The organism is Litchfieldella rifensis, assembly GCF_042646605.1.
In the GTDB taxonomy this organism is placed as follows: Bacteria; Pseudomonadota; Gammaproteobacteria; order Pseudomonadales; family Halomonadaceae; genus Litchfieldella; species Litchfieldella rifensis.
This window is the reverse complement of the sequence record NZ_JBHRUG010000031.1, coordinates 189405-216404: the sequence shown is the minus strand read 5'-3', so window position 1 is coordinate 216404 and position 27000 is coordinate 189405. Positions and strand designations below refer to the sequence as shown.

Annotated in this window: 26 protein-coding genes; 13 read left to right on the top strand and 13 right to left on the bottom strand. The window is 62.3% G+C overall.

Features of this window, described 5'->3' with window-relative positions:
* Nucleotides 1-86: 86 nt before the first annotated feature.
* Nucleotides 87-1997 carry a propionyl-CoA synthetase gene (locus ACFOEV_RS16760; protein ID WP_386776004.1) on the bottom strand — a complete coding sequence of 637 codons (1911 nt, stop codon included), beginning with the start codon at nucleotides 1995-1997 and terminating at the stop codon, nucleotides 87-89.
* A gap of 388 nt (nucleotides 1998-2385) precedes the next feature.
* Here ACFOEV_RS16760 and ACFOEV_RS16755 point away from each other — a divergent pair, with 388 nt between their 5' ends.
* Nucleotides 2386-2703: an ArsR/SmtB family transcription factor gene (locus tag ACFOEV_RS16755; protein ID WP_386776002.1), complete on the top strand. Its 318-nt coding sequence runs from the start codon at nucleotides 2386-2388 to the stop codon at nucleotides 2701-2703.
* 41 nt (nucleotides 2704-2744) lie between these two features.
* On the opposite strand, the gene sohB is transcribed toward ACFOEV_RS16755, so the two are convergent.
* The gene (gene sohB / locus ACFOEV_RS16750; protein WP_386776000.1) at nucleotides 2745-3782 is read right to left on the bottom strand and encodes a protease SohB; all 1038 of its coding nucleotides are present in this window, start codon (nucleotides 3780-3782) and stop codon (nucleotides 2745-2747) included.
* Nucleotides 3783-3919: 137 nt separating this feature from the next.
* On the opposite strand from sohB, the gene ACFOEV_RS16745 reads away from it, so the two are divergent.
* A complete protein-coding gene (locus ACFOEV_RS16745; protein ID WP_386775998.1) occupies nucleotides 3920-4231 on the top strand; it encodes an SCP2 sterol-binding domain-containing protein in 312 nt (103 codons plus the stop codon).
* Between the two features lie 56 nt (nucleotides 4232-4287).
* On the opposite strand, the gene nudC is transcribed toward ACFOEV_RS16745, so the two are convergent.
* The 4 genes from nudC to ACFOEV_RS16725 are packed head-to-tail and all read right to left on the bottom strand — an operon-like array spanning nucleotide 4288 to nucleotide 7095.
* Complete coding sequence (gene nudC / locus ACFOEV_RS16740; RefSeq protein ID WP_386775996.1) at nucleotides 4288-5067, bottom strand: NAD(+) diphosphatase; 780 nt, start codon at nucleotides 5065-5067, stop codon at nucleotides 4288-4290.
* Nucleotides 5067-5828, bottom strand: a complete 762-nt coding sequence (gene dnaQ / locus ACFOEV_RS16735) for a DNA polymerase III subunit epsilon (RefSeq protein ID WP_386775994.1) — start codon at nucleotides 5826-5828, stop codon at nucleotides 5067-5069. The genes nudC and dnaQ overlap by 1 nt, the downstream gene beginning before the upstream one ends.
* Before the next feature lie 36 nt (nucleotides 5829-5864).
* Nucleotides 5865-6326: a ribonuclease HI gene (rnhA, locus tag ACFOEV_RS16730; protein WP_386775992.1), complete on the bottom strand. Its 462-nt coding sequence runs from the start codon at nucleotides 6324-6326 to the stop codon at nucleotides 5865-5867.
* Entirely contained in the window at nucleotides 6319-7095 is a 777-nt protein-coding gene (locus tag ACFOEV_RS16725) for a class I SAM-dependent methyltransferase (RefSeq protein WP_386775990.1), read from the bottom strand. The genes rnhA and ACFOEV_RS16725 overlap by 8 nt, the downstream gene beginning before the upstream one ends.
* Nucleotides 7096-7259: 164 nt before the next feature.
* On the opposite strand from ACFOEV_RS16725, the gene gloB reads away from it, so the two are divergent.
* From gloB to ACFOEV_RS16695, 6 genes are all read left to right on the top strand, one after another.
* Nucleotides 7260-8027 (top strand): hydroxyacylglutathione hydrolase, encoded by a 768-nt coding sequence (gene gloB, locus ACFOEV_RS16720; RefSeq protein WP_386775988.1) that lies wholly within the window; start codon nucleotides 7260-7262, stop codon nucleotides 8025-8027.
* Between the two features lie 51 nt (nucleotides 8028-8078).
* Nucleotides 8079-9260 carry a transglycosylase SLT domain-containing protein gene (locus tag ACFOEV_RS16715; protein ID WP_386775986.1) on the top strand — a complete coding sequence of 394 codons (1182 nt, stop codon included), beginning with the start codon at nucleotides 8079-8081 and terminating at the stop codon, nucleotides 9258-9260.
* 96 nt (nucleotides 9261-9356) lie between these two features.
* Nucleotides 9357-11192, top strand: coding sequence for an extracellular solute-binding protein (locus ACFOEV_RS16710; protein ID WP_386775984.1), 1836 nt, complete (start codon nucleotides 9357-9359; stop codon nucleotides 11190-11192).
* A 27-nt stretch (nucleotides 11193-11219) separates the two neighbouring features.
* Nucleotides 11220-12293 (top strand): microcin C ABC transporter permease YejB, encoded by a 1074-nt coding sequence (locus ACFOEV_RS16705; RefSeq protein ID WP_386775982.1) that lies wholly within the window; start codon nucleotides 11220-11222, stop codon nucleotides 12291-12293.
* Between the two features lie 5 nt (nucleotides 12294-12298).
* Nucleotides 12299-13381 (top strand): ABC transporter permease, encoded by a 1083-nt coding sequence (locus ACFOEV_RS16700; protein WP_386775980.1) that lies wholly within the window; start codon nucleotides 12299-12301, stop codon nucleotides 13379-13381.
* On the top strand, nucleotides 13371-14975 hold the full coding sequence (locus ACFOEV_RS16695; RefSeq protein ID WP_386775978.1) for an ABC transporter ATP-binding protein: 1605 nt from the start codon (nucleotides 13371-13373) through the stop codon (nucleotides 14973-14975). The genes ACFOEV_RS16700 and ACFOEV_RS16695 overlap by 11 nt, the downstream gene beginning before the upstream one ends.
* A gap of 71 nt (nucleotides 14976-15046) precedes the next feature.
* Here ACFOEV_RS16695 and ACFOEV_RS16690 read toward each other — a convergent pair whose 3' ends face one another.
* The gene (locus tag ACFOEV_RS16690; RefSeq protein WP_386775976.1) at nucleotides 15047-15748 is read right to left on the bottom strand and encodes a pseudouridine synthase; all 702 of its coding nucleotides are present in this window, start codon (nucleotides 15746-15748) and stop codon (nucleotides 15047-15049) included.
* A complete protein-coding gene (locus tag ACFOEV_RS16685; protein ID WP_386775974.1) occupies nucleotides 15748-16551 on the bottom strand; it encodes an amidohydrolase in 804 nt (267 codons plus the stop codon). The genes ACFOEV_RS16690 and ACFOEV_RS16685 overlap by 1 nt, the downstream gene beginning before the upstream one ends.
* A 156-nt stretch (nucleotides 16552-16707) precedes the next feature.
* On the opposite strand from ACFOEV_RS16685, the gene rarD reads away from it, so the two are divergent.
* Nucleotides 16708-17643 carry an EamA family transporter RarD gene (gene rarD, locus ACFOEV_RS16680; RefSeq protein WP_386775972.1) on the top strand — a complete coding sequence of 312 codons (936 nt, stop codon included), beginning with the start codon at nucleotides 16708-16710 and terminating at the stop codon, nucleotides 17641-17643.
* 1 nt (nucleotide 17644) lies between these two features.
* Here the strand turns inward: rarD and ACFOEV_RS16675 are convergent, their stop codons facing one another.
* From ACFOEV_RS16675 to ACFOEV_RS16665, 3 genes are all read right to left on the bottom strand, one after another.
* Complete coding sequence (locus ACFOEV_RS16675) at nucleotides 17645-18694, bottom strand: hypothetical protein (RefSeq protein ID WP_386775970.1); 1050 nt, start codon at nucleotides 18692-18694, stop codon at nucleotides 17645-17647.
* 155 nt (nucleotides 18695-18849) lie between these two features.
* The gene (locus ACFOEV_RS16670; RefSeq protein WP_386775968.1) at nucleotides 18850-20445 is read right to left on the bottom strand and encodes a methyl-accepting chemotaxis protein; all 1596 of its coding nucleotides are present in this window, start codon (nucleotides 20443-20445) and stop codon (nucleotides 18850-18852) included.
* Nucleotides 20446-20567: 122 nt separating this feature from the next.
* Entirely contained in the window at nucleotides 20568-20708 is a 141-nt protein-coding gene (locus tag ACFOEV_RS16665; RefSeq protein ID WP_386775966.1) for a hypothetical protein, read from the bottom strand.
* Nucleotides 20709-20862: 154 nt separating this feature from the next.
* Here ACFOEV_RS16665 and ACFOEV_RS16660 point away from each other — a divergent pair, with 154 nt between their 5' ends.
* Both ACFOEV_RS16660 and ACFOEV_RS16655 read left to right on the top strand, forming a co-directional pair.
* On the top strand, nucleotides 20863-22578 hold the full coding sequence (locus tag ACFOEV_RS16660) for a SulP family inorganic anion transporter (protein WP_386775964.1): 1716 nt from the start codon (nucleotides 20863-20865) through the stop codon (nucleotides 22576-22578).
* A 100-nt stretch (nucleotides 22579-22678) separates the two neighbouring features.
* Nucleotides 22679-23020 carry a hypothetical protein gene (locus ACFOEV_RS16655; RefSeq protein ID WP_386775962.1) on the top strand — a complete coding sequence of 114 codons (342 nt, stop codon included), beginning with the start codon at nucleotides 22679-22681 and terminating at the stop codon, nucleotides 23018-23020.
* 7 nt (nucleotides 23021-23027) lie between these two features.
* Here ACFOEV_RS16655 and ACFOEV_RS16650 read toward each other — a convergent pair whose 3' ends face one another.
* A complete protein-coding gene (locus ACFOEV_RS16650) occupies nucleotides 23028-23861 on the bottom strand; it encodes a universal stress protein (protein WP_386775960.1) in 834 nt (277 codons plus the stop codon).
* 125 nt (nucleotides 23862-23986) lie between these two features.
* Here ACFOEV_RS16650 and ACFOEV_RS16645 point away from each other — a divergent pair, with 125 nt between their 5' ends.
* On the top strand, nucleotides 23987-24964 hold the full coding sequence (locus tag ACFOEV_RS16645) for a cysteine synthase A (RefSeq protein WP_386775958.1): 978 nt from the start codon (nucleotides 23987-23989) through the stop codon (nucleotides 24962-24964).
* Nucleotides 24965-24977: 13 nt separating this feature from the next.
* On the opposite strand, the gene lhgO is transcribed toward ACFOEV_RS16645, so the two are convergent.
* Nucleotides 24978-26174 (bottom strand): L-2-hydroxyglutarate oxidase, encoded by a 1197-nt coding sequence (gene lhgO, locus ACFOEV_RS16640; RefSeq protein WP_386775956.1) that lies wholly within the window; start codon nucleotides 26172-26174, stop codon nucleotides 24978-24980.
* A gap of 117 nt (nucleotides 26175-26291) precedes the next feature.
* Here lhgO and csiR point away from each other — a divergent pair, with 117 nt between their 5' ends.
* Complete coding sequence (csiR, locus tag ACFOEV_RS16635; RefSeq protein ID WP_386775954.1) at nucleotides 26292-26978, top strand: DNA-binding transcriptional regulator CsiR; 687 nt, start codon at nucleotides 26292-26294, stop codon at nucleotides 26976-26978.
* The last annotated feature ends 22 nt before the right edge of the window (nucleotides 26979-27000 follow it).

Genomic DNA, 27000 nt, shown 5'->3' with positions numbered 1-27000 from the left:
CCTTTGGATAAACAACGCCACGGCAGTGCCGTGGCGGCGATCAACGGCCGGCGATTATACCCGAGCGGGAGCCACGATGTGCAAGTTCACACCTGCCGGGCATCCGCGGCCTGGCCCAGGTCTCGATCGCGCATCGCGCTATGCACGTGCTCGAGGCTGGTGGGATCATCGATGGTCGAAGGCACACCGTACTCCTTGCCATCGGCGATATGGCGCAGCAACTTGCGCAGGATCTTGCCGGAACGCGTCTTGGGCAGTCGCGAGACCACCAGCACCTGCTTGAAGCAGGCGATGGCACCGATCTTCTCGCGGACCATTGCGATCAACTCTTCTTCGAGGACAGTCTCGTCACCGGCGAAGCTGTCCTTGGGAATCACCAGCCCCACCGGAAGCTGCCCCTTCAGCGCATCGTGAATGCCGATCACGGCGCACTCGGCCACTGCCGGGTGCGCCCCCAGCACCTCTTCCATCTCGCCGGTCGAGAATCGGTGCCCCGCGACATTGATGACATCGTCGGTGCGCCCCATGATGAACAGATAGCCCTCATCATCGAAATAACCGCCATCGCCGGTCAGGTAATACCCGGGGAAGGCAGCCATGTAAGCGGCATGGAAACGCTGTGGATCGCGCCAGATTCCTGTCAGGCACCCCGGCGGCATGGGTTCGCGGATCACCACGCTGCCCTGCTCGTCGACCTCCGCCGACTCGCCATCGCGATTCAGCACCCGAACGCCGAATCCCGGTACCGGTACGGTCGCCGATCCCGCCTTGGTCGGCATCGGCTCCAGCCCTTGCAGGTTGGCGGCAATCGGCCAACCGGTCTCGGTCTGCCACCAGTGATCGATCACCGGCACGTCCAGCATGTCCTCCAGCCAGTGGAAGGTCGGAGGATCGAGTCGTTCACCGGCCAGGAACAGCGCCTTGAGACTCGAGATGTCGTACCGCTCCAGCCACTGGCCGTCGGGGTCCTCCTTCTTGATCGCACGAAACGCGGTGGGCGCGGTAAAGAACGCCTTGACCCGGTACGTCTCGATCAAGCGCCAGAAGGCCCCGGCATCCGGCGTCCGCACCGGTTTGCCTTCATAAACTACGGTGGCACAGCCGCGCAGCAAGGGGGCATAAACGATATAGGAGTGCCCCACCACCCAGCCCACATCGGAAGCCGAGAAGAATACCTCGCCCGGTGCCATGCCGTAGATGGTCTCCATGGAATAGTGCAGGGCCACGGCGTGACCGCCGTTGTCGCGCACCACGCCCTTGGGCTTGCCGGTGGTCCCGGACGTATAGAGGATATAGAGGGGGTCCGTGGCCTTGACCGGGACGCAGGACGCCGGCGTGGCGCTGGCCACCAGCGCCTGCCAGTCATGGTCGCTCTCGCCCAGTTCGGCATGCATCTGATCACGCTGCAGGATCACGCAGGCCTCCGGGTGATACCGGCTCGAACGCAGCGCCTCGTCGATGATCGGTTTGTAGGGAATCACCCGATCCACTTCCACACCGCAGGACGCTGCGATGACCACCTTGGGTTCGGCATCCTCGATGCGTACCGCCAGTTCGTGCGGGGCAAAGCCACCGAAGACCACCGAGTGCACGGCTCCCAGTCGCGCGCAGGCATACATCGCGACCAAGGCTTCCGGCACCATCGGCATGTAAACCACCACCCGGTCGCCCTTCTCGACCCCCAGCCCGGCCAACGCGCCGGCAAAACTGGCCACCTGGTCGCGCATTTCGCGATAGCTCAGGCGCCGTTGCCCGCCCGTGACCGGTGAGTCCCAGAACACCGCTATCTGATCGCCACGCCCGGCGTCGACGTGATGATCCAGGGCGGCGTGGCAAGTATTCATCTCGCCATCGACAAACCAACGTGCATGCCCCTGATCATCATATTCGAGAATGGTTTGCGGTGGGGTAAACCAGGGAATCCGCTTGGCATGTTCGGCCCAGAATGCTTCGGGTCGCTCAATGGACTGGCGGTATTCGTCTTGATAAGAGCTCATGGCAGTACCTATTCACGGTCAACAATCCACTGAGTGCCGAGTGGTATTCGACACCCCATGATTGTTGACACTGTAGAGCAAAAGAACGATTTTTCCCTTCATACCATCGCCTAATCCTTCCCAGTCTCACATTATTGTCAACAACCCCACACTGCCCGTCATAGCGGCACTCGTCGGGGCACACGCATTGATTCAACGTTAAATCCCTGCCCGGACAAGGCTTGCTTAGTTATTAAAGATTTACTAAATAAATATAGATGCGTCACTAAAACAAACAACAAGACGGCAGCGTCCCTCTCGTTGCAATGGTGTCGGGTAGCGGTAGGTGGCCGTGACAGACTGGCATCACGACTCCCTCCTGTGTGGCCTGACAGCCAGGAGACTCGACATGAGCACACGCCAATCCGCTAGCCAACTGCTGGACGCCGGGGACCCGGTACTCGGTGACGCCACCGCCCTCCTCAAAGCGATGGCCAACGAAAATCGACTGCGCATCCTGTGTCTGCTGGACGGTACCGAGTTGTCGGTGTCGGAGTTGAACGCCAAGCTCAGCCTTAGCCAATCGGCACTTTCGCAGCACCTTGCCATCCTGCGCCGTGAAGGCATGGTGACCACACGTCGCTCCTCCCAGACAATTTACTACTCACTGCAAGGCGAACATGCCAGACGCATCATCGACGCATTGGCCAAGCTTTATCTGGCTTGATCCCGGTATCCAGGATTGTCTCCACACAACGGATGCCGTGGCTATTTTCGCAACCAACGACTGGCGTCGATCACTTCGATAACACGCTCGATGCCACGTTCCACACCGCGGGTGACGGCCAAGCCGAGACGCTCGCTCATGCTTTTGCGTGTTTCCAGACGCACGGTCATCACTCGAGCCTCGTTCATGCGCTCCAGCAGATACGCTTCGCTGGTACCGAGACTATCCGCCAGTCCGCGCTGCACGGCTTCGCAGCCGTAAAAGATTTCACCGGTCGCTACGGCATCGATGTCCAGCTCAGGGCGACGATCGGCGACATGATGCTTGAACAGCTCATGGGTCCTCTCCAGGTCGTCGACGAACTTTTCTCTCCCTTCCTCGGTGTTTTCGCCGAACACCGTCAGGGTTCGCTTGTAGCGCCCGGCGGTCAGCACCTCGACGTCGATATCATGACGCTTCAGCAAGCGATGGACATTGGGTAACTGGGCCACGACACCGATAGAGCCAAGCACGGCAAAAGGGGCGACATGCAACCGATCGGCGCAACACCCCATCAGGTAACCGCCACTGGCCGCCACCTTGTCGACACAGGCAGTGGATTTCACCCCCGCCTCACGCAGACGATCCCACTGTGCCGCCGCCAGTCCATAGGCATGCACCAGGCCACCGGCGGATTCCAGGCGAATCACGACTTCGTCGCCTTCCTTGACGACACCCAGCAGCGCGGAAATCTCCTCGGCCAGACGGGACGTGGCCGAAGCCGTCAAGTCACCGCGAAAATCCAGCACCCAGACACAGGGCCCTGCCGCTGTTTTTCCCTTGGCTTGACGCTTCTCGTCCTTGTCGGCGCGGCGGAAGGCCTTGAGTTGCCCCTTGCGCAATCCTCGAGCGGTGCTCGCCAGCCGCAGGCGTCGACGGCGCTGCAAATAGCGCTCGTTGAGGTCCTCGATGCGCAATCGGGTACGATCTCCCCCCTCACTGCGCATTCTCGTCACCAGCGCAATGAGCAAGACCACCACGGCCACCAGGGTAAGCGCCTGGGCCACAAACATGCCATAATCCGTCAACCATTCGGTCACTTGGCACTCCTCGTTGTGCTCACCATCGCCTGAGCCACCATCTCCAGCATTGCCATTGCCCTGGAAGAGGCTTGCTTCAAACGATTGTTTGAAATATTCTCGATGTCACCCGTGATTCGACATCAAGGATACATGACATGGCCAATCCCATTATCGACAAGCTCCAGGCGCGCTTCGATGCCGATGCCGCCCAGGGCATGGACGATGTCTTTCAGTTCATCTTCAGCGACACCGATGACTATTACCTGGTGATCAAGGATGGCCGTCTCGACGTTCGACAAGGGGAACACGACGACCCTTCCGTGACCCTATCGATGGCCACCGATACCCTGAAGGGCATCATGAGCGGTGAACTCAACGGCATGAACGCCTTCATGACCGGCAAACTCAAGGCCACCGGCAATGTCATGCTGGCCACCAAACTGACCAATCTATTCCCCAGCACCTGACGGGATTGCGTGTCGCGGCCGCCCGTCGGGTGGCCGTTCTCTTCGCCTTGCAGCCGTCAGTGATTGCGCTGCAATACCCCACGCCGATGCGCCTCAATCAGCGCGCGGGAGATGGAATAGGTCGGCGGCAATTGCGGCAAGGCTGTCGGCGAAAACCAGGCGGCATCAGCGATTTCCTGGCCATCGATGCAAATGCGACGACTGGCGGCTTCGGCAAAGAAACCCAGCATCAACGAATGCGGAAACGGCCAGGCCTGGCTGCGATAGTAGCTGACCCGGCCCACGACAATGCCGACCTCCTCGTACACCTCACGACGTACCGCCTCTTCGGCGGCTTCCCCTGGTTCGATGAATCCCGCCAGAGTGGAGTAGCGTCCCGGCGGAAAGCGCGGACTGCGCGCCAGCAACATGGCATCGCCATGCGTGACCAGGGTAATGATGCAAGGCGAGATACGCGGGTAGCTACGATGACCGCAGGCATGGCAGTGCATGGCGAACTCGTGCGCCAAACGCTCGGTTCGGGTGCCGCATTGTCCACAGAAGCGATGATCCCGCCACCAGGCCCCGACCTGCAGCGCCGTGGACAGTAGCACGAACTGCGACTCGGGCAGCCTTGACAGCCATTCGCGACCATCGGGCCAGTTTTCACCTGGCGCACCCTCCTCGACGATCAGCGCCACGGGCGTGTCGTGCCACCATCCCAAGGGCACGGCCGGCTCGGGCCAATCCTGGGGCGCCTGAAGCAAGCCGCCGTCATCCCCCGGGGCGATATGCCCCCCGGCCAGCTGAATCAGATAGCCGTGACTGGCGTCATGGGGCAGCTCACGACAAAACATCAATGCGGCTCCTGCTGAGAACCTCCTGGCAATGCATCCCACTGGCATTGGCCGGCTGCCTGGCGGATCCTCTCCAGCTTGTCGCGATGCGCGGCAAGCTCATCGTCACTGAGACTCACGACCCGCAGGCGACTACGCTCCGGGGACAGACGACGGATACCGACGCTACCGGCCGCCGGCTGATCACTGTCCGCGCTCTGCAATGTCGCATCCAGCGACAGGGCGGTCTGACCACCGGTCATCGCCAGGTAGACCTCGGCCAGGATCTCGGCATCCAGCAAGGCCCCGTGCAGTACCCGGTGTCCATTGTCGATGTCGTAGCGCTTGCAAAGCGCATCGAGACTGTTGCGCTGTCCCGGATGCTTGTCGCGGGCCATCTTCAAGGTATCGAGAATGCGGCAATGCTCGGCAACGGGTCCCAGGCGCGGCTCTCCTCGCTCCTTGTTCAGCCGATTCAGTTCATGGTCGATGAAGCCCACGTCGAAGGCAGCATTGTGAATGACCAGTTCGGCGCCACGAATGAAGTCCCAGAATTCGTCGGCAATGGCAGCGAATACCGGCTCGTTGACGACGCGCTCGTTGGTAATGCCGTGTACCTCGATGGCTTCGGCCTCGATCTCACGCTGCGGATTGATGAACTGATGATAAGTGTTGCCGGTGAAACGACGATTGACCATCTCCACTCCACCGATCTCGATCAGGCGATGGCCTTCCTTGGGGTCGATGCCGGTAGTCTCGGTATCCAGAATGATCTGACGCATGCGCTCTCTCGAAGTTGACGGGGACGGGTTCGGAAATCAGGCTCGCGAGGCCTGAAGCTCATCGATGGCCTCGTTGGCCAGGGCATCGGCGCGATCATTGCCGGGGTGCCCACTGTGTCCCTTGATCCAGTGCCAATTGACACGGTGTCGGGCTGCCTCGTCCAGCAAGGCGTGCCATAAGTCGGCATTCTTGACCGGCTGACGGGCGGCGGTCTTCCAGCCACGCTTCTGCCAGCCATGGATCCACTCGGTGATCCCCTTGCGCAGGTACTCCGAGTCGGTCCACAGGTCGACAACGCACTCACGCTTGAGCTCGCGCAGCGCCATGATCGCCGCCGTCAGTTCCATGCGATTGTTGGTCGTCTGGGCCTCGTAGCCCTTCAAGGTCTTTTCGTGACGACCGGTGGTCAAGACCGCTCCCCAGCCGCCGGGGCCGGGATTCCCGCGGCAGGCGCCGTCGGTGTAGATGGTCACACGCGGTAAGGAGGCGTCAGTCACCCTCTGTCATCCTGTCTGGTTGGCGGCTTATCCGGGTGGCATGCCCGAGAGAGGCTCCCCCCAGGGACGACGCCCCGATGGCGATCCTGGGCCGCTGGATCTGAGCCAGTTGTGACTTGCGCCGGGCACGAATCATGAAGGTATCGCCCAACGGCAGATTATGACGCCGTCCCAGGGTTTCCAGCATGGCATTGCGTGGCATGCGGCCCGGCAAATGAAAACCGCAGTAGTCTACCCGCTCGATCTCGAAGTCGACAAACGTCAGCCAGTCGCCCAGTCGGCCAGGGGTTCTCCAGTGCCCCCGCCAAGGCAGATACCGCCGTCGCTGAGGCCAGACCCGCGACAGCCCACTCATCCCCAGAGGCCCCCAGCCGAAAATGATCAGTCGCCCGCTATCGGCCGTGACGCGCGCCGCTTCCTGCAGCACATGATGCGGATCGGCCACGACTTCCAACAGGTGATGGATGACCACCAGTTGCAGCGCGCCATCCGGCAGTGGCAGCCGATCGGGTTGGCAGACCAGGGTCTCGGCAGACTCGGCCAACTCGCGAGTGGGCGCCCAACGCATGGGATGGCGTACCGGACACATATCGGTGAGGCGAGGTGCCATGCCGAGTTCCAGGCTATGCGCGCCAAACAGGCGTTCACAGACGGGTCCCACACAGGCACGCTCCGCCTGCCAATGCGCCTTCCCATCGGCCGAAGACCAATAACGGCGGCCATCGCGCACCAACTGCGCCAGCGATATCGTAACATCCGAATTTGACACAGCGCGGTGTTCTCCCCACAGTATTCGGTTTTGTGCAGCTTATCCGCTACCAGGCAGCGCTTCCTTTTGCCACCGGTCGACCCGGTAAAATGGCTCGCTTGATACTATAGCGGGAGCGGCCCGGATGGTTAAGTCAATGACTTAGGAGCGAGGACAGCGATCCCATGTTGAGCGTGACACCGATTCCGGCCTTTAGCGACAACTATATCTGGTTGCTGCGTCAGGACACGAGTCCTGACGTTACCGTCGTCGATCCCGGCGACGCCAGTCCCGTGATCGACCTGCTCGAGCGTGAAGGCCTGACGCTGGGAACGATCCTGATCACGCATCACCACCACGACCATACCGGTGGCCTGCCCGAACTCATTCGTCAGTATCGCCCGCGCGTCATCGGCCCGCAAAACCCCGATATCGAGGGCATCGACGAACGCCTCGCTGAAGGCGACGAGTGCCTGGTCATGGGGCGTCGCTTCGAGGTGCTCGAGGTGCCGGGACATACGCTCGATCATATCGCCTTCTTCGCCGCCGGCATCCCGCCCCTGCTGTTCTGTGGCGACACCTTGTTCTCCGCTGGCTGCGGTCGCCTGTTCGAAGGTTCTCCCGAGCAGATGCATACTTCGCTCTCGAAGTTGGCGGCGTTGCCCAACGAGACGCTGGTCTTCGCCGCTCACGAATATACCCTCGCCAACCTGCGCTTCGCCAAGGCGGCGGATCCCCACAATACGGCCATCGACGAATACCTCGAGGAATGCCGGCGTGCCCGGGAGCAGGACAAGCCCACCTTGCCGAGCAACCTGGCTCGGGAGCACCAGGTCAACCCCTTCCTGCGGGCGAACCAACCCGGCGTGCAACAGGCCGCGGCGACACAAGGCAATGCCGACTCCCCGCTATCCACCTTTGCCACGCTGCGAGCCTGGAAAGACCACTTCTAATCACTCCAAGGACGCCAGCTCGATGGTCAGCTCCCGAAAGGACTCCCTGCCATGACATACCGAACGACCCGCCGCCAGGTGATTAGCCTGGCGGGCGCCCTACTATTGACTACCCTCGGCCTGGAGGCTGCCGCTCAGGCCAAAATCGGCGACACGATGGTCAGTCGTCTCACCGCCACCACCGAACCCAGCGATTTCTGGCAGGCGCTGATTCTCGAGCCTGCCCCCCTGAATGCCTGGACCCGCCTGCGTGATGCCTTTCAATGGCAATCCGACACCGATAAGCCGCGGGTCCAGGAATGGATCGAGCATTACCGCTCGAGCCCAGAGAATATCGCCGAAATCACCGAACGCGCCCGCCCTTGGCTGCACTGGATCCTCGAGCAGCTCGAGGCGCGCGATCTACCCGGCGAAATCGCGCTGCTGCCTTTCATCGAGAGCTCCTTCGCCCCCACAGCCCGCAGCCCCCACGGCGCCAGCGGGCTGTGGCAGTTCATGCCGGGAACCGCCGACGCGCTGGGGTTATCCCGCTCACGGGGGTATGACGGTCGCCTCGACGTGGTCGCCTCGACACGTGCCGCCCTCGACTACCTCGAACAACAAGCCGAACAGTGGTACGACGGTGACATGGAACTCTCCCTGGCCGCTTACAATGCGGGCGCCGGTACCGTGAACAAGGCCCGCCACGCCGCAGCCCACCGCGGCGAACCTGACGACTACTGGCACCTGCGCCTGCCCGGCGAAACCATGCATTATGTTCCCAAGCTGCTGGCCATCTCCGCTATCGTCGCCGAGCCGGAGAAACATGGCGTCGAGCTTGCGGACATCGCCAACCGCCCAGCCTTTGCCACGGTCGAACTCGATGGTCCTCTGAGCCTGAACCGCGCCGCCTCGCTCGCCGGCACCACTCGCGCGGAACTCGAAGCCCTCAATCCCGGTCTGCTGAACGGCAGTCTGTCGCCCTCCAATTCCAGCGTGCTGCTGGTACCGGTGGAGCATCACGACACCCTGATGGCGAATCTCGAATCCTGGTCGCCAGCCGAGCGCGCCGTTGCCGAAGACACCTACGTGGTCCAACGCGGCGACAACTTGTCGACCATCGCCGCCCTGCACGGCGTGACTCTGACCCTGATTCGCGATCTCAACGGCCTCGACGGTGATCTCATTTATGAGGGACAGACACTGAACATCCCCCGCCCCACGCTGGCACAGGCCCAGGCATCCAGTGGCTGAGGTGTGTTTACAATTGCGGCAGCGCCTGACACCTTATCGATGCGGCGGCCTTGAGCTGCCATCTCGTTGCCTGTCAGGACTCAAGGATGTCATCCCATGATCGCTGCCCGTGCTAGCCTGTTGAGCCTTTCACTGGTTATCGTCGCACCTCTGACCACCGCAGCGCTGGCTGAGGAAGCGGAGAACGTCGCCACCGTGCATGGCCTCTCCCTCTACGACGATCCCGCACTCCCGGCGGACTTCACCCACTTTCCCTATGTCAATCCCGAGGCCCCCAAGGGGGGGCGCCTGGTACGTTCGGCCATCGGCAGCTTCGATACCACCAACCCCTTCATCATTCGTGGCACTCCCGCCACGGGCCTGGCCCAGATCTACGATACGTTGATGGTCTCGAATCCCGACGAGCCCTTCTCGATGTACGGGTTGCTGGCCGAAGGCATTCGCTTGGCTCCTGATCGTCAGTGGATCGAATTCGACCTGCATCCCGAGGCTCGCTTTCATGACGGCGAACCCGTCACCGCTGAGGATGTGGTGTTCAGCTTCGAAACGCTCCGCGATGAGGGACAACCCTTCTACGGTGCCTATTATGCCGATGTGACATCGGTGCAGGTGCTCGATGAAGACACCGTGCGCTTCGAATTTGCCGAGAACAATTCCCGGGAGCTGCCGCTGATCATCGGCCAATTGCCGGTTCTGCCTGCGCATTTTTGGGCCGACCGGGAATTCACCGCCCCCACGCTGGAACCGCTGCTTGGCTCCGGGCCCTATCGTATTGCCGCCGTCGAGCCTAGCCGCCGCATCGTCTATCAACGGGTCGACGACTACTGGGGCAAGGACCTGCCGGTCAATCGAGGCCGCTACAATATCGACCGCCTGATCTTCGATTATTATCGTGACCAGACCGTGGCCCTGGAGGCGTTCAAGGCCGGCAATCTGGACATGCGCATCGAGAGCAGCGCTCGTCAATGGGCCACCGCCTACGATTTCCCTGCTGCCAACGAGGGGTTCGTCAAGCGCCTCAGCGTCCCCGACGGCCAACCGGCCGGCATGCAGGCCTACGTGATGAACCTGCGTCGCGACAAGTTTCGCGATGCACGGGTACGCGAGGCCATCAACCTGGCCTTCGATTTCGACTGGCTCAACGACAACCTCTTCTACGGTGCCTACCAACGCACCCACAGTTTCTTCGAGAATTCCGACATGGCCGCCCAGGGCATGCCCAGCGAGGCCGAACTGGCCATACTCGAGCCCTTCCGCGACGAGTTGCCGGCACGCGTGTTCGAGGAACCGTTACCCATCGAGCAACCCGAGGACATGCGCGCTCGCCTGGCCAAGGCATTGGAACTGTTCCGGGACGCCGGCTACGAGGTGCGCGATGGCGTTCTCATCGATTCCCGGACCGGCCGTCCCTTCACGCTCGAGGTATTGCTGTTCGACACCCAGTTCGAGCGTGTGGTACAGCCGCTGCTGCGCAACCTCTCGCGGCTGGGGGTACAAGGTAGTATCCGCACGGTCGACGTCAATCAGTACCTCAATCGCCTGCGCAGCTTCGACTTCGACATGATCGTCGGCAGCTTCCCCCAATCCGCCAATCCGGGGAACGAGCAACGCGAATACTGGACCAGCGAATATGCCGACAGCCCACAAAGTCGCAACCTGATCGGCCTGAGCAATCCAGTCATCGATGCTCTCGTCGAACGCCTGATCCGCGCCGAGTCCCGCGAGCAACTCGACACCGCGGCACGCGCACTCGACCGGGTACTGCGCTGGGGCTTCTACGTCATTCCACAATGGTTTCTCGGCGAAACCCGCATTGCCCTGTGGGACAAATTCGCCTATCCGCAGCCGTTCCCGGAGTACAATCTCGACCTGGATGCCTGGTGGGTCGACCCGGAGCGCGACACCGCGATCACCAACCGCCAACGCCGCTGATCCGTTCCCCGTACCGAAGGAATCACCGTGGGCTCATACGTTCTCCGCCGTCTGCTGCTGATGATCCCCACCCTGCTGGGGATCATGCTGCTCAACTTCGTCATCGTGCAAGCCGCTCCCGGCGGCCCCATCGATCAGATGCTGGCACGTTTCGAGGGACTCCAGAGTGCGGCCAGCACCCGCCTGGATGCCGGCGGTGGTGATACCGTCGCCAGCGGCGAGTCTCGTGGCTCCCGTGGCGTGGACCCGCGGCTCATCGAGAGGCTGGAGGCCCAGTTCGGCTTCGACAAGCCCCCACATGAACGCTTCCTGGGTATGATCCGCGATTACGCCACCTTCGATTTCGGTAACAGTTTCTTTCGCAATCGTCCGGTGGTCGAGCTGATGGTCGAGCGCTTGCCGGTATCGATTTCGCTGGGATTGTGGACCACGCTGGTGGTCTATCTGGTTTCGATTCCACTGGGCATACGCAAGGCGCTGCGCCATGGCTCGCGCTTCGACGTGTGGAGCTCGGGACTGGTGATCGTCGGTTATGCCATTCCCGGCTTCCTGTTCGCCATCCTGCTCATCGTGCTTTTCGCCGGCGGCAGCTATTTCAGTGTCTTTCCGTTGCGCGGTCTGACCTCGCCCAACTTCGACGAGCTCTCGGCCCTGGGCAAGGTAGGCGACTATTTCTGGCATATCACCCTGCCGGTGCTGGCGTCCGCCATCGGTAGCTTCGCCACGCTCACCATGCTGACCAAGAACAGCTTCCTCGACGAGGTCCACAAGCAATACGTGCTGACCGCACGTGCCAAGGGCGCCAGCGACCGCCGGGTCCTCTACGGTCATGTATTCCGCAATGCCATGCTGATCATCATCGCCGGGCTGCCCTCGGCCCTGGTCGGCATCTTCTTCACCGGCTCGCTGCTCATCGAGGTGATCTTCTCGCTCGATGGCTTGGGCCTGCTGGGCTTCGAAGCGGTGATGCAACGCGACTACCCGGTGATCTTCGGCACCCTCTATCTGTACACCCTGATCGGACTGATCCTGAAGCTGATTTCCGACTTGACCTATGTGTGGGTCGACCCACGCATCGATTTCGCGACGCGGGAGTCCTGATCACGATGTTTGCAAGACTCAGCGCACGACTGTCTCCCATTTCCCGGCGCCGGCTGTCGGTATTCCGTCGCAATCGCCGTGCCTATATCGCCCTGTGGGTCTTTCTGGGCATGTTCGTGTTCAGCCTGGCCGCCGAATTGATCGCCAACGACAAACCCATCGTGATGCAGTACCAGGGACAATGGTACCTTCCCTTGCTGGTGGATTATCCGGAAACCGAGTTCGGCGGCTTCCTGCCGACCACCGCCGACTATCGCGACCCCTACGTGCGAAACGAGATCGAGAGCAAGGGGTGGATGCTGTGGCCGATCATCCCCTTTTCCTACCAGACCCTGGACATGGAACTCAGCCGGCCGGCCCCCTCTTCTCCTGACAGCCGTCACTGGCTGGGCACCGACGACCAGGGGCGTGACGTGCTGGCGCGCGTGATCTACGGCTTTCGCCTGTCGGTCGTCTTCGCGCTGGTGCTGACCATCGGTTCGCTGATGCTCGGCGTCCTGATCGGCGGCATCCAGGGTTATTTCGGTGGCAAGACCGACCTGATCGGCCAGCGCCTCACGGAGATCTGGTCCGGGCTACCGGTGCTGTTCCTGTTGATCATCCTCGCCAGCCTGGTGGAACCCAACCTGTGGTGGCTACTGGGGATCATGCTGCTGTTCTCGTGGCTGGGCCTGGTCGATGTGGTGCGCGCCGAATTCCTGCGTGCCCGCAACCTCGAATACGTGCGCGCTGCCAAGGCCCTGGGACTCCCCTCGCATCTGATCATGTGGCGTCATGTACTGCCCAATGCCATGGTCGCGACCCTGACCTTCATCCCCTTCCTGTTCACCGGGGGCATTACCACCCTCACCGCACTGGATTTCCTTGGCTTCGGTTTGCCACCCGGCTCGCCCTCGCTGGGCGAACTGGTAGCCCAGGGCAAGAACAACCTGCAGGCACCTTGGCTGGGAATCACGGCCTTCGTCAGCCTGTCGGTGATGCTCTCGCTGCTGGTCTTCATCGGCGAAGGCTTGCGCGACGCCTTCGACCCTCGTCACATCGAGGCCTCCGCAAGCCCGACACCAAGGGTGCCGCCCCATGCCAACTGATTCTCTCTTTCGCTTGCAGGACCTGAGTGTCGCCTTCGATGGCGTGACGGTGGTCGATCGCTTGTCACTGGAGATCCGCCGTGGCGAGACGTTGGCACTGGTCGGCGAATCGGGCTCCGGCAAGTCGGTCAGCGCCCTTGGCGCCATGGACCTGCTGCCGGCCAATGCCAGCGTCCGCGGCGGACGGTGGCTCGAGGACACGGACCTCGACCGGTTGTCGGGGCGCGAATGGCGTGCCATGCGCGGCGGTCGCGTGGGCTTCGTCTTTCAGGAACCCATGACGTCGCTCAACCCGCTGCACACCGTGGCCAAGCAGATCGGCGAAACGCTCCGCCTGCACCAGGGCCTGAGCGGCCGCGCTGCCCGTGAGCGCACACGCGAGCTGTTGGTCCGGGTCAAGCTGCCGCGTCCCGACGAGTTGCTCGATGTCTGGCCCCACCAGCTCTCTGGCGGTCAACGCCAGCGTGTCATGATCGCCATGGCCATCGCCAACGACCCCGTGCTGTTGATCGCCGACGAACCCACGACCGCCCTCGATGTCACCGTGCAGAAAGAGATCCTCGGCCTGCTCGCCGAGCTGCGCGATCACTACGGTATGGGCATGCTGTTCATCACCCACGACCTGAACCTGGTCAGGCGCCATGCGGATCGCGTCTGTGTACTCAATCAGGGCTGCGAACAGGAGACCGGACCGGTCGACGAGATCTTCTCCACCCCGCGCAGTCCCTATACCCGCAGCCTGATCGATGCCGAACCGGAAGGCAGCCCGATGGCTCTGGCCACCCGACATCCGCTGCTCGATGCCCAGCGACTGTCGGTGACCTTTTCCCGGCCCAAGCGCTTGTTCGCCAAGCGTCCGCCCCCCTTCGTTGCCGTTCAGCCGCTGTCGCTCGAACTGGCTCGCGGCGAGACGCTCGGCATCGTCGGCGAATCCGGGTCAGGCAAGACGACGTTGGCCATGGCGCTGTTGCGCCTGGTCCCCAGTCAGGGTGAAATACGCTTCGACGGCGAACGCCTCGATACCCTCACCGGCCCCCCCCTGCGCAAGAGCCGCAGGCGCTTCCAGATCGTCTTCCAGGATCCCTACGGCTCGCTCTCGCCGCGCTTGCCGGTCTCGGCGATCATCAGCGAAGGTCTCCGATTCCACCATCCCGAACTCGACGAACGGGACATCGGGCAGCGCGTGCAGGACACCCTCAGGGAGGTCGGTCTACCCCAGGACTGTGCCTCACGCTATCCGCATGAATTCTCCGGCGGCCAGCGCCAACGCATCGCCGTCGCTCGTGCCATCATCCTCGAACCCGACCTACTCGTCCTCGACGAACCCACTTCGGCGCTGGATCGCAGCGTGCAGAAACAACTCGTCGTCCTGCTGCGCGAACTGCAACGCAAGCGCGGCTTGAGTTTTCTTTTCATCAGCCATGACCTGGCGGTCGTGCGCGCCATGGCGCACCGCGTGATGGTTCTCAAGGACGGCGAGGTGGTGGAAGAGGGCGACTGCGATCAAGTGCTGGGCACGCCACGGAATCCCTATACCCAGGCCCTGGTGGAGGCAGCGGGACTCACGGCGCCCGCCCCCCTGGCAACGCGCTGACGGGTGTGCCATGGAAGTTATCGTCAGCGCCATGGCAACCCGCCTCTCACGAAAAAAGATAACGGTATAAACTAGAAAGCGTCGATTTCTTCGTCGCTCAATTCGCGCCACTCGCCCGGTGCCAAGGTCGGGTCGAGCGCAATGTCACCGATCGACTCCCGGTGCAGGGTCTCGACGTGGTTGCCGATCGCGGCGAACATCCGCTTCACTTGGTGATACTTGCCCTCATGGAGGGTGAGCCTGGCCTCGCGGGGTGACGTCAGCACAAGCTCGGCGGGACGCGTCGGTTTGTCCTCGCCATCCAGCAATATCCCTTCGCCGAAGGCCACGACGGCCCGTTCGGCGGCCGCCCCGGTCAACGCCTCGGCCAACTGCACCCGGTAGACCTTGGCACAGTGGCGACGCGGAGAGGTAATCCGATGCGACCATTGACCATCATCGCTCAGCAACACCAGGCCAGTGGTATCCACATCGAGACGCCCCACCACCTTTAGCCGTTCCACCTTGGGCAAGCCGATCAGGTCGGTGACCAGCGGATAGAGGCCGCGCTTGGCCGTACACTCCACCCCGGACGGCTTGTGGAACATGACATAGCGCAACCCGACCAACTCGAGCGACTGTCCCAGCCACTGCACGCGACTCTGTGCATCGACCTGGGTCGCCGGATTCTTGACCACCTCGCCGTCAACGCTGACCTCTTCGCGATGCATGGCTTTCTTGGCCAGGCTACGGGTCAGGTCGGTGGTTTCGCAGAGAAACTTGTCCAGACGCATCAAACCCGCACCTCGAAACGATCGGCATCCATCCAGGCCGGGAACTTGTCGCGGAAATCGGCCAGTGCCTGACGGTCGAGCGTACCGGTCAACAGGAAGGGCACATCGCGAGGCTCGTCGATCAGCGGCTCGCCCTTGTAGTCGATCAGCATCGAATCGCCGGCATAGGCGAGCCCCTTGGCGTCCTCCCCGACCCGGTTGACCCCGATCACATAGCATAGGTTCTCGATTGCGCGAGCCTGGAGCAGGGTTCGCCACGGCTGGCGACGCGGTGCCGGCCAGTTGGCCACACACAGCAAGGCGTCGTATTCGAAGGGCTCGTCGCTGCCAGGCTGCTGCCGTAGCCACACCGGAAAGCGCAGGTCGTAGCACACCGTCAACAACAGGCGGAAGCCCTTGAGTTCGACGACCACACGCTTTGGCCCCATGCCATAACGTTCGTGCTCGCCGGCCATGCGAAACAGGTGACGCTTGTCGTAATGCACCAATTCGCCATCGGGTGTGGCCCAGATCAGGCGGTTGAAATACTCGTCGTCTGCCTTGATCGCCACGCTGCCGGTCATCACACAGCCGCGCGTTCTCGCCTGCTCACGCAGCCACGCCACGGTGCGGCTGGTCTCCATGGGCTCGGCCATGTCCCGCGAATTCATGGTGAAGCCGGTCGCGAACATTTCCGGCAGCACGATCAGGTCGGTATCGTCCCCGCTAAGCTCGCCGAGCAGCTCTTCCAGCATCCGGCAATTGGCGTCGGGATCTTCCCAGCGCAGATCGCACTGCACGAGGGTCGTGCGCAGTTCACTCATTCTGATTCCTCCCGGCGACTGTTGAATTGGAGCTATGCTCCCAGCGTACAACGAGACAGCGCCTCATCGTAGCCCCGGCGTGTCGATGGATGGTCAGTGGCACTGGGCTTCGCCTACCACTGTGTTAGATTAGGACTTTTCTATAATGAGGTGGAAATGAGTCCCGCATCCGGCGCCCCCTTCTTCGCCGACCGAGAAGCCAGCAAGGGTGTGGGCTTTGGTCTTGCCGCCTACCTGATGTGGGGCTGCTTCCCACTGTTCTTCGCCCTGTTCGAGGGCATCCCCGCCTGGGAAGTACTGATCCATCGCGTCATCTGGTCGTGCGTGTTTCTGGCCGGCCTGGTGACTTTGCTGAGGCGCTGGGCGCCGGTCAGGCTGGCACTCGGCAAGCCACGCCGACTGGGCCGTGTACTCGCCTGTGCCGTGTTGATCGGGCTCAACTGGGGCATCTACATTTATGCCGTGGAGAGTCGCCAGGTGCTCCAGGCCAGCCTCGGCTACTTCCTCACGCCCCTGGTCAATGTGGCGCTGGGCATGTTGGTACTGCGCGAGAGGATGGCTTGGCTTCAGGGGGTCGCGGTAGGGTTCGCCACCCTGGGTATCTGCATTCAGTTGCTGGTACTGGGCGAGGTGCCCTGGATCACGTTGTCTCTGGCCGTGTCTTTCGGCACCTATGGCCTGTTGCGCAAGCAGGTTCCGCTGGACGGCCTGTCGGGACTGTTCGTCGAGACCCTCTTGCTGTTGCCGCTGGGTCTCGCGGCCATTGCCTGGTTGAGTGCCAGCGGGGCCTCGCACTTTCTGCAAACGAATTCAACGACCCTGCTGTTGATCGCCAGCGGGGTGATCACCGCCCTGCCGTTGATGGCCTTCGCCGGTGCGGCTCGACGCCTGCGCCTGGCCACGCTGGGGTTCCTGATGTACCTCAATCCCAGCATCCAGTTCTTCATCGCCTTGCTGGTATTTCGCGAACCCTTGACGTCCGTGCAACTCACCACCTTCGCCCTGATCTGGACGGGGTTGGCACTTTACTCCTGGTCGGCCTGGCAATCACGCCCCAGATCACGCAGCACCCTATCCAGCGGCCAGGGCTGAGTCAGGAATCCGCATGCTCGCGAGTCGGGGCCGCCTCGGCGTCCCCCGCCTGCCGTGCAAGATAGGCGATCAGCGCGTCCAGTACGGCCATGGTCGGCACCTGGCATTGCCAGAGCCGTTGACCCGGTGCGGTGGGAAAACTCTCCAGATACAGCCTGGCCCCCGGGTCGTGACTGCGGTTCTCCAGCGCCTGGACGCCCAGCCGATACAGCGGTTCGGCGTCGTCGATGGGCAGCATCACCAGGCAATGTTGAATCCCTTGGGAGTTGATGGCGAAGCGTTGTCCGGAGGCACGCACCTGCCATTCGCTCAAGCGCAACCGGCTGATCTGCCGACGGAGCTCGACCTCGGGAAGTTTCGCCAGATGGGTCGCCGCCAGACGGCCATTGATGCGACGCTCGCGACTGGCGGCATTGACGACAGGATAGAGAAATCCCTTGCGCTTGATCATCCAGTCCACGGCCTCGCCAATCACCACCCCCTGCCCTCGGCGATAGTGCATTTCCCGACGAGACAAGGCGTTGCGTACCGTGGCCAACCGCAACGAACAGGCCGCCGCGATCTCTCGATGGTCGACGATCCCCGGCCGGTGGATCACCAACCCCAGGCGCTCGGCAGTCGTTTCCGCGAGCTCCGAAGCGGGATCGAGCTTCAGGCGCAGCGCGGCCAAGCCCAGCAAATGCTCGAGTCGTGGCCAGCCGGATCCGCTTCTCTGCGCCGCCAAGGCTCGCGTCAACGCCACGAAATCGACGAAGTCTTTCAGGGTCTCGCCCGCGCCGGGAACTTCGTCCAGCCAGTTCAGCAGGCTCCGCTCGCCACACGCCAAGGCTTTCCAGCGCTGTGCCGCTTCCAGCATCTGATGTTTGAGAGAGTCGCCACACCAGGACGCTTCGCTACTACTGCCCGACAAACGCCGCAAGGGCCCAGCCATCTCATCACAGGCACTGGTGACATCGACCATGAGAGCGCTGTCGTTGAACAGCAGCCTGGCCGGCTGCCCCAGCAGCGCATCTTGCAACCCTTGGCCCGATTGCCCAAAGTCCTTCGCCATGCCCCCTCCGACAGCTCCCCACCGTAAAAGGTTATTTTATTTAACCGCAATGTAATCAATATTAACGGCTTGTCGGTAGAAAACTTGAGCAAATAAGCGGCAAGAGCCTTGCCCATGCTCCAATCGGCACAGTCAAAGGCCCGAATGATTGGCTGTCAGGCGGTATCGGGCTGGTAGCCGATGCGGAAGCCTCCCCAGTGTTGCCCGTGAACGAAGACGGGTACCGACAGGTCATGCATGACTTCACCGGTGTCGCGCTTGTATGTCTGCACCAGCAGGGGCTCGCGGTGGGCGCCACAGCGGCTGCCGGTGGGATCGTCGAAGATCCGCTTGCTGCGACTGTATTGCAGGTCATGGGTATAGTCGCCGGTAGGCGCCCGACTGACATGGCGATTATGAGTCGGCACATAGCCCCGCCGATTGCAGGTAATCGCATAGGAAACCCCCAAGGCCTCGAGTAGGGGTTCCTGCACCTCCGGCAAATACCGGTCGGTGAAATCGTCGTAGTCGGTGCGGTACTGGGGAGGATTGGTTTCGGCGACGAGCCGGTAATCGTCGGAAAACAACGCCCGCTGATCGAGCTCGCCACGCTTGAGCGCCTGCTCGAAGAGTTTGCCGATGCGGTCCGCCGCCGCCCTGGCCGCCAGGAACACCTGCTGGTGACGCCCGTCCAGGCGCTGCTGGGCCAGCTCGCCGTCGACCCCTTCGGCGGCCTCCATCAGGGCACGCGCTTGCGCCGCCAGGTCGTGCATGTCGCGGGTGCCCTCGCAGACCTCCGTTTCCAGGGTGGTCAGGGTGTTGGCCACCTGACGGCCATGACCGTTGGTATCGGCCATGGCCTCGGCAATGCTGCCGATACTTTGCTCGACGCTATCGAAATCGCGGGACAGGTCGTTCAGATGGCCACCCACCGACTCGACCTCCTTGGCGCGATCGCCGACGCGCTTCATGAGATGGCCGATGGTATCGACCACACGATGACTGCTGTCTCCGATCTCCCCCACCAGCGACTCGACCTGATGGGTGGCATCGGCCGTGCGCTTGGCCAGTTCGCGCACCTCCCCCGCCACCACGGCAAAGCCGCGCCCATGCTCCCCGGCACGCGCCGCTTCGATGGACGCATTCAGCGACAGCAGATTGGTCTGTTCGGCAATTTCCTCGATCAGCGCCGTCACATGTCGCACACTGTCGCTCTTGCGGCCGAGCGCCTCGAGCAACTCCAGCGCCTCTTCGGAGCGTGACGCCAGCGAACGCATCTCTTCGATGACCTGATCCAGTGCCTCACGGCTGGACAGGTTCGACTCACGCGAGCGACTGGCCAATTCCGCGACCTGCTGCGCACTGATCGAGACCTGCTCGATGGCCGCGGTGATCGCCGCCATGCTCGACACCGCTTCCTTGACCACGGAGTCCTGGCGCGCCAATCGCTGGTCAAGGCGATCGGCATGATGCGATACCTCTGCCGAGGCGATGGCCGTGCGTCCGGCCCGTCGGATCAAGCGATGCGCCATGCGCTTGAGCGACTGGTAATCGCGCTGGGGTGGCAGCCAGGGTTGTCGGCTGTCACCGGTCAATGTCTTGCGATCGGCGGTATAGATCGATACGCCTCCCGCCAGCACCGCTCCCGCCCCGGCCAAGCCACTCAGCAATACCGCCAGATAGCTCCCCCACGGGGCCGATACCCGATCGACGACGCCAACGGCCACCGCCACCAGCGCCAAAGACAACACCATCATGATCTTGCCCATCATCTCAGCTCTCTGTGGTTATTGTTTCCATTACAGGAGCTTATCGGCATTCCCCGAGGAATCTGCGTAGGACTTTGGACGTATCCACCAAAGCCGTAGACAACCGGTTCGCTGGTCGAAACGACTCAAGCCAGATGATCGAGCGTGGTGGCAACGGCATCGAAGAGCCGTTCCAACTCCTCGCCGGTTACCGCCTGCCCACGGGTATAGGGTAGCCGACCGTAATGCTTGCGGTTGCCGCCGATTCCGCCCAGGCTGGTTTCCACGTACTGCTTTCTTCACGTTATGGATAGACTAGAAGGGTCCTTATGCACCGACTCGCTGCGAAGCGGCATTTCACCGGGTGCCATTCCGGAGTGAAATCATCCGCCGTTTTCCGGTAGGCTCACGCTTTCGACCGCCCGCCGATAAGGGCCCGTGATGCTCAAGCGCTACCTGCCGATTCTTGCCTGGTTACCCCATTACAACACACGTCTGTGCGGAGCCGACCTGCTGGCCGGTATCATCGTGACCGTGATGGTGATCCCCCAGTCGCTAGCCTATGCCATCCTTGCCGGCCTGCCGGCGGTAGTCGGGCTGTATGCCAGTATCCTGCCGCTGTTGGCGTATACCCTGTTCGGTACCAGCCGCACCCTGGCAGTCGGACCGGTGGCGATCCTCGCCCTGATGACCGGGGCTGCGCTGGCTGGCGTGGCCCCACCCGGCAGCGCCGAGTACCTCGAGGCGACCATGGTGCTCGCGCTGCTCTCGGGCCTGATGCTCGCTGCCATGGGCATGATGAAGCTGGGCTTCTTCGCCAACTTCCTCAGCCATCCGGTGATCTCGGGCTTTCTGACCGCCTCGGGTATCCTGATCGCGGCCAGCCAGGCGGCCAACCTGCTGGGGATCTCCGGGTCGGGCTTCACGGTGATGGAGCTCACCGTCAGCCTGGTCACCGACATCACCAACACGCATTGGCCAACCCTAGTCATCGGCACTGGCTGCCTGGCCTTCCTGGTCCTGATGCGCAGGCGTGGCCAATGGCTGTTGACCCGCTTGTGGCTGGGACCGGGGCTGGCATCGTTGCTGGCCAAGGCAGGGCCGGTGTTTGCCGTGATTGTCACCACCCTGGTGTCCTGGCGTTTCGACCTGGCGGCCTCGGGCGTGGCCGTGGTCGGCGCCATTCCCAAGGGACTCCCTCCTTTGACCTTTCCCAGCGTGGACCTGCCGCTATGGCGAGAGCTGCTGGTACCTGCGCTCTTGATCAGTGTGGTGGGATTCGTCGAGTCGGTATCCATGGGCCAGATGCTGGCCGCCAAGCGTCGCCAACGCATCTCGCCCAACCAGGAACTGATCGGTCTGGGGAGTGCCAATATCGCCGCCGCCATTTCGGCGGGCATGCCGGTGACGGGCGGTCTGTCACGCACCGTGATCAACTTCGATGCCGGCGCCCAGACACCCGCCGCGGGCACCTTCGCCGCCCTGGGGATCGGCTTGGTCACCCTGGCCATGACGCCGTTGCTCTATCACCTGCCAATCGCCACCCTGGCGGCCACCATCACCGTCTCGATCCTGACCCTGGTCGACATCAAGATGATCAAGCAGACCTGGCGCTACTCGCGCAGCGACTTCGCCGCCATGGCGGTCACCATCGGCTTGACCCTGGTGGAAGGCGTGGAAGCCGGGATCATCGCCGGCGTGTCGCTGTCGGTCGGCCTGTTTCTCTACCGCACCAGCCGTCCCCACAGCGCCTTGGTGGGCCGGGTGCCGGGCACCGAGCACTTCCGCAACGTGGCACGCCATGAGGTCGAAAGTGCCAGCCATGTGGCACTGCTGCGTATCGACGAGAGCCTGTATTTCGCCAACGCTCGTTACCTGGAAGATACCGTCTACAACCTGGTCGCCAGCCGCCCGGAACTCGAGCATGTGGTGTTGATCTGCTCAGCCGTCAACCTGATCGACGCCTCGGCACTGGAAAGCCTCGACGCCATCAACGCGCGCCTCAAGGATTCCCATGTCACCCTGCATCTGGCGGAGGTGAAGGGTCCGGTCATGGACCGGTTGAACAACAGTGACTTCCTCGACGAACTCACCGGCCGCGTCTTCCTCAGCACCTTCGCCGCCTGGAGCGAGTTGCGGCGGCGCCCCACCGAATGAAAACATGGCGACACAAACGCCATGACAGCGTCTTCCGGAACCTGTCATCCATTCACGAGTCGACCCTGTGTACCCACCATAGGCATAGAGGGAGAACGACATGGCCAAACTCCGCCACCGCGACGACATGATGAGTGTCTCCGAGCTGTCCCACTACCTGGCCGCAGGCAACACTCCCATCGTCGAGGTACTATCCCTGGATGGCATCTATGTCGTGCGCCTGCATCACTCTCACGGCATGGCACAACTGGTGGACGAGCATGGCGACGTGATGCGCTTCACGGGTACCGGCCGTGTCAGTGACCTGCTGGGCCCGATGGGCATCAAGCACGGGATTCTCACCTGGGCGGATCAGCTCGGCGATGAAATGATCGGCATTCCCAGCCAGTCCATCAGCCCGGAAGAGGCCCTGGCCCACGGCACACGCATCGCTTTCCGCTAGACCGTGCTCAACGGTGCAGAAGTACCGGCTGGACCGCCGCGCGCAGGATCGCCTCCGTGGTCGACCCGAGCAACCATTCGCGAATGCGCCCATCGCCGAAGGCACCGATGGTGATCAAATCGCCCGGCTGGGCCATGCCCAGAATCACGTCTGCCGGATCCCCCTTGCGGATCGCGGTTTCGATCTCGATCCGGTGTCCCTCGGCATAATGCTCGACGGTCGATAGCTGGCGACGCGCAATGACATCATCATGATGCACGCTGACCACCTGCACTGGCACCGCGAGCCGTTGTGCGAGTTCGATGGCGTACACCATCGCCTCACGGGCCGGTTTGGAGCCATCGAACCCGAGCAGGACACGCGAGATATCCTGGAACTCGGCCCCAGCGAGCAATACCGGTTGCTCGGCCGTCCGCAGCACCCGCTCCACCACTTCCCCCAACCCCTTGGTGTCACCCAGGCCGGCGGACTCACCGCGCCGCCCCATGACGATCAGGTCGCTATCGGACGCCGCCTCGAGAAGTCGTACCGCCGGCACGCCACTGAGCATTTCGCTGCGGCACTCGACACCTGCCGCTTCGACCTGGCGTTTGATCGATGCCAGCAAGCGCTCGCCCTGCGCCTCGAGCTGCTCCTGGTTTTCGCGCCTGAGTCGCAAGGCGGCCTCGACCATTTCCGGCCGCGCGTCTTCTCCATAGAAACCGACCTCCGTGAGTCGGGCGTCGGTGACGAAGACCGCATGCACGCCACCCTCGAGTTTGCGTGCCAGATAGATCGCCCATTGGACTGCCACCCTGGCTGACGGCGACAAATCGACGGCTAGCAGTATCGACTGAATCATGGCCCAACCTCCTGTCGACGATGGGCGTTTGTCCTTCTAAAATTTTAGTCAATTCTGCATGAAGGGGGGCAGCCCTCTCGTTGCCGCAATCGTCAACAGGATGTCCCCGGCATCGCGGAGGCAACATGCAGCTATCCGATGGCTTCGTTGGCACGGTAGGCAATACGCCGCTGATCCGCTTGCAGAGACTGTCGCGCGAAAGCGGCTGTGAGATTCTGGGCAAGGCCGAATTCATGAACCCGGGCGGTTCGGTCAAGGATCGCGCCGCGCTTTATATTGTGCTCGATGCCGAACGACGCGGTGAGCTCCGCCCCGGCGGCACGGTCGTGGAAGGTACTGCCGGCAACACCGGCATCGGTCTCGCGCATATCTGCAATGCCCGTGGCTACCGCTGCGTCATCGTCATCCCCGAGACCCAGACCCAAGAGAAGATCGACCTGCTGCGTACGCTCGGTGCCGAAGTGCACACCGTGCCCGCCGTGCCCTACAGCAACCCCGACAACTACCAGAAGATTGCCGGCCGCATGGCCGCCGACCTGGATAATGCCATCTGGGCCAACCAGTTCGACAACCTTGCCAACCGGCAAGCCCATTATGAAACGACCGGCCCGGAACTCTGGATCCAGACCGATGGCCGCATCGATGCCTTCGTCGCGGCGACCGGGACCGGCGGTACCCTTGCGGGCGTCGCACGCTACTTGAAGGAACGGCGCCCGGAGATCGACTGTATCCTCGCCGACCCCACCGGTAGCGGGCTTTACCGCTACGTGACGACCGGCACGCCGGAAGTCGTGGGTGGCAACTCGATCACCGAAGGCATCGGCAGCTCCCGCGTCACCGCCAACCTGGCGGGCACGCCCATCGATGATGCCCTGATGATCGAGGATCAGCAGGCGGTCACCTTCGTCTATCGCCTGCTGCGCGAAGAGGGGCTGTTTCTGGGCAGTTCGTCCGGAATCAATGTGGCGGCGGCCATGCAACTCGCCCAGCGCATGGGACCGGGACATACCATTGCCACCATCCTGTGCGACGGCGGAGCTCGCTACTCTTCGCGACTTTTCAACCCGCAGTGGCTAGCCAGCAAGGGACTGACAGCCGGTTGACGGTATCCCGCACTCACCCCTCCACCTGTTCCCTGACCTTGCTCACGATATGTGCGCCAATGGGAATCGCCGAAGTCGCCGCCGGCGACGGGGCATTGCAGACGTTCACCGTACGCCGACTGTTGACGAACAGGAAATCTTCGATCAGCTTGCCGTCGCGTGATACCGCCTGGGCACGCACACCAGCCGGGTATGGCATCAGATCAGCGGCGGTGAGGCTGGGACAATACTTGCGCACCTCCTCCACATAACTCCTCTTGAACAGTGAGTTTTTCAACTCGATCATGCCCGGGCGCAGGTTGGCCTTGAGGACCTTGAGAATCCCCCAATTGGCGAACATTGCCGCCATGTCCGGCAGTGAGACATCGCTCTTGCGATACCCTTCGCGTTTCAACGCCAGCACCGCATTGGGCCCCACGGTGACGGTGCCATCGATCATGGGCGTCAGGTGCACGCCGAGAAACGGCATGCTGGGATCGGGAATCGGGTAGATCAGGTGATTGACGATGTCGTTGTGTTCGGGCGGCAGTCGATAATATTCGCCGCGGAAGGGACAAATGGTGAATCCCGGGTCCTTGCCCAGCATTCTGACGACCCGATCGGCCATCAAGCCCGCGCACGACACCAGATAGTGGGTCGGAATCTCGTCCTCTCGGGTCTTCACCACCACTTCGTTGAGCCGCTCGTCGAGTCCGGTCACCTGAGTCGAGACACGGATCTGCCCCCCCAGGCGCTCGAATTCCTGGGCCATCGCTCGCGTGATCTCGGCATAGTCGACAATGCCACTGGAAGGCACGAAGAGCGCGCCGACACCGTTGATATTGGGCTCGCGGTCCTTGAGTTCCTCGGCAGATAGCCAGCTGCGTTCCAGGCCATTGGCTTCGGCACGCTCCCACAGCCCTTGCATGCGCTGCACTTCCACCTCGTTGGTCGCCACCAGCAGCTTGCCGCATGCCTCATAGGCAATATCGTGCTCGTCGCAGAAGGCCTTGATCGAACGGTTGCCTTCGAGGCAGAAGCGAGCCTTGAGACTCCCCGGCGTGTAATAGACACCGGCGTGAATCACGCCGCTGTTATGCCCGCTCTGGTGCTGCGCCAGCTCGGCTTCTTTTTCCACCACCAGCATCTTGCGTTCCGGATAGGTCTTGATCAACTGCATGGCAGTGGACATGCCGAGGATGCCGCCCCCGATGATGATGAAGTCGTACACTCGAGCGCCTCGCCGTTAATTGTTGACGTTATTGCATAATATCAGCTTGTTTCGCATAGTTTCGCCAACCTTGGCCACTTTGCGTATCATGACGCCATATTCGTGCCGGAATCGCCCATGGACAGCCCTCCTCGTCAGAACCTCGGCATCAGCGCCTACACCTGGTTGAAGCACGATATCATTCGCGGCGTCTTTCCGCCCGGTGACAAGTTATTGATGAGCCGTCTCAAGGAACGCTACGACCTGGGCGTCGGCCCCCTCCGCGAGGCGTTGTCGCAGCTCGTCGCCGAACGCCTGGTGGTGGCCATCAGCCAGCGCGGCTACCGGGTGGCGCCGATGTCGCTGGCCGAGCTTCATGATATCTACGACGCCCGCTCACAGCTCGAGGCCATGTTGCTGAGACTCGCCATCGAACGCGGCGACGATAGCTGGGAGGCCGACATCCTGGCCAAGGCGCACACGCTGGCCAAGGTGGTCGAGGTCAAGAGCGCCGACGAGGTGCTGGATGTCTGGGATGCACGCCACAAGGCCTTTCACGAGGCCATGGTCGCGGGCTGCGGTTCACGCCATCTGCTGCGGGTTCGCGCCAGCCTGTTCGACCAGGCCGAGCGCTATCGGCACCTGTGGCTGCGGGAAACGGTCTTTTCCGAACAGGCACTGGAAACCAAGCGTCAGGAACATGCGGCGCTGGTCGACGCAGTGCTGGCTCGCGAGGTGGAACGCGCCCCGGCCATGATGCATGAACACCTGCTGACGCCAGTACCGATCATCACCGAGGTCATGCAGCGCCGAGGACTGGTATGAGTGACGGACACTGCTTTTCCAG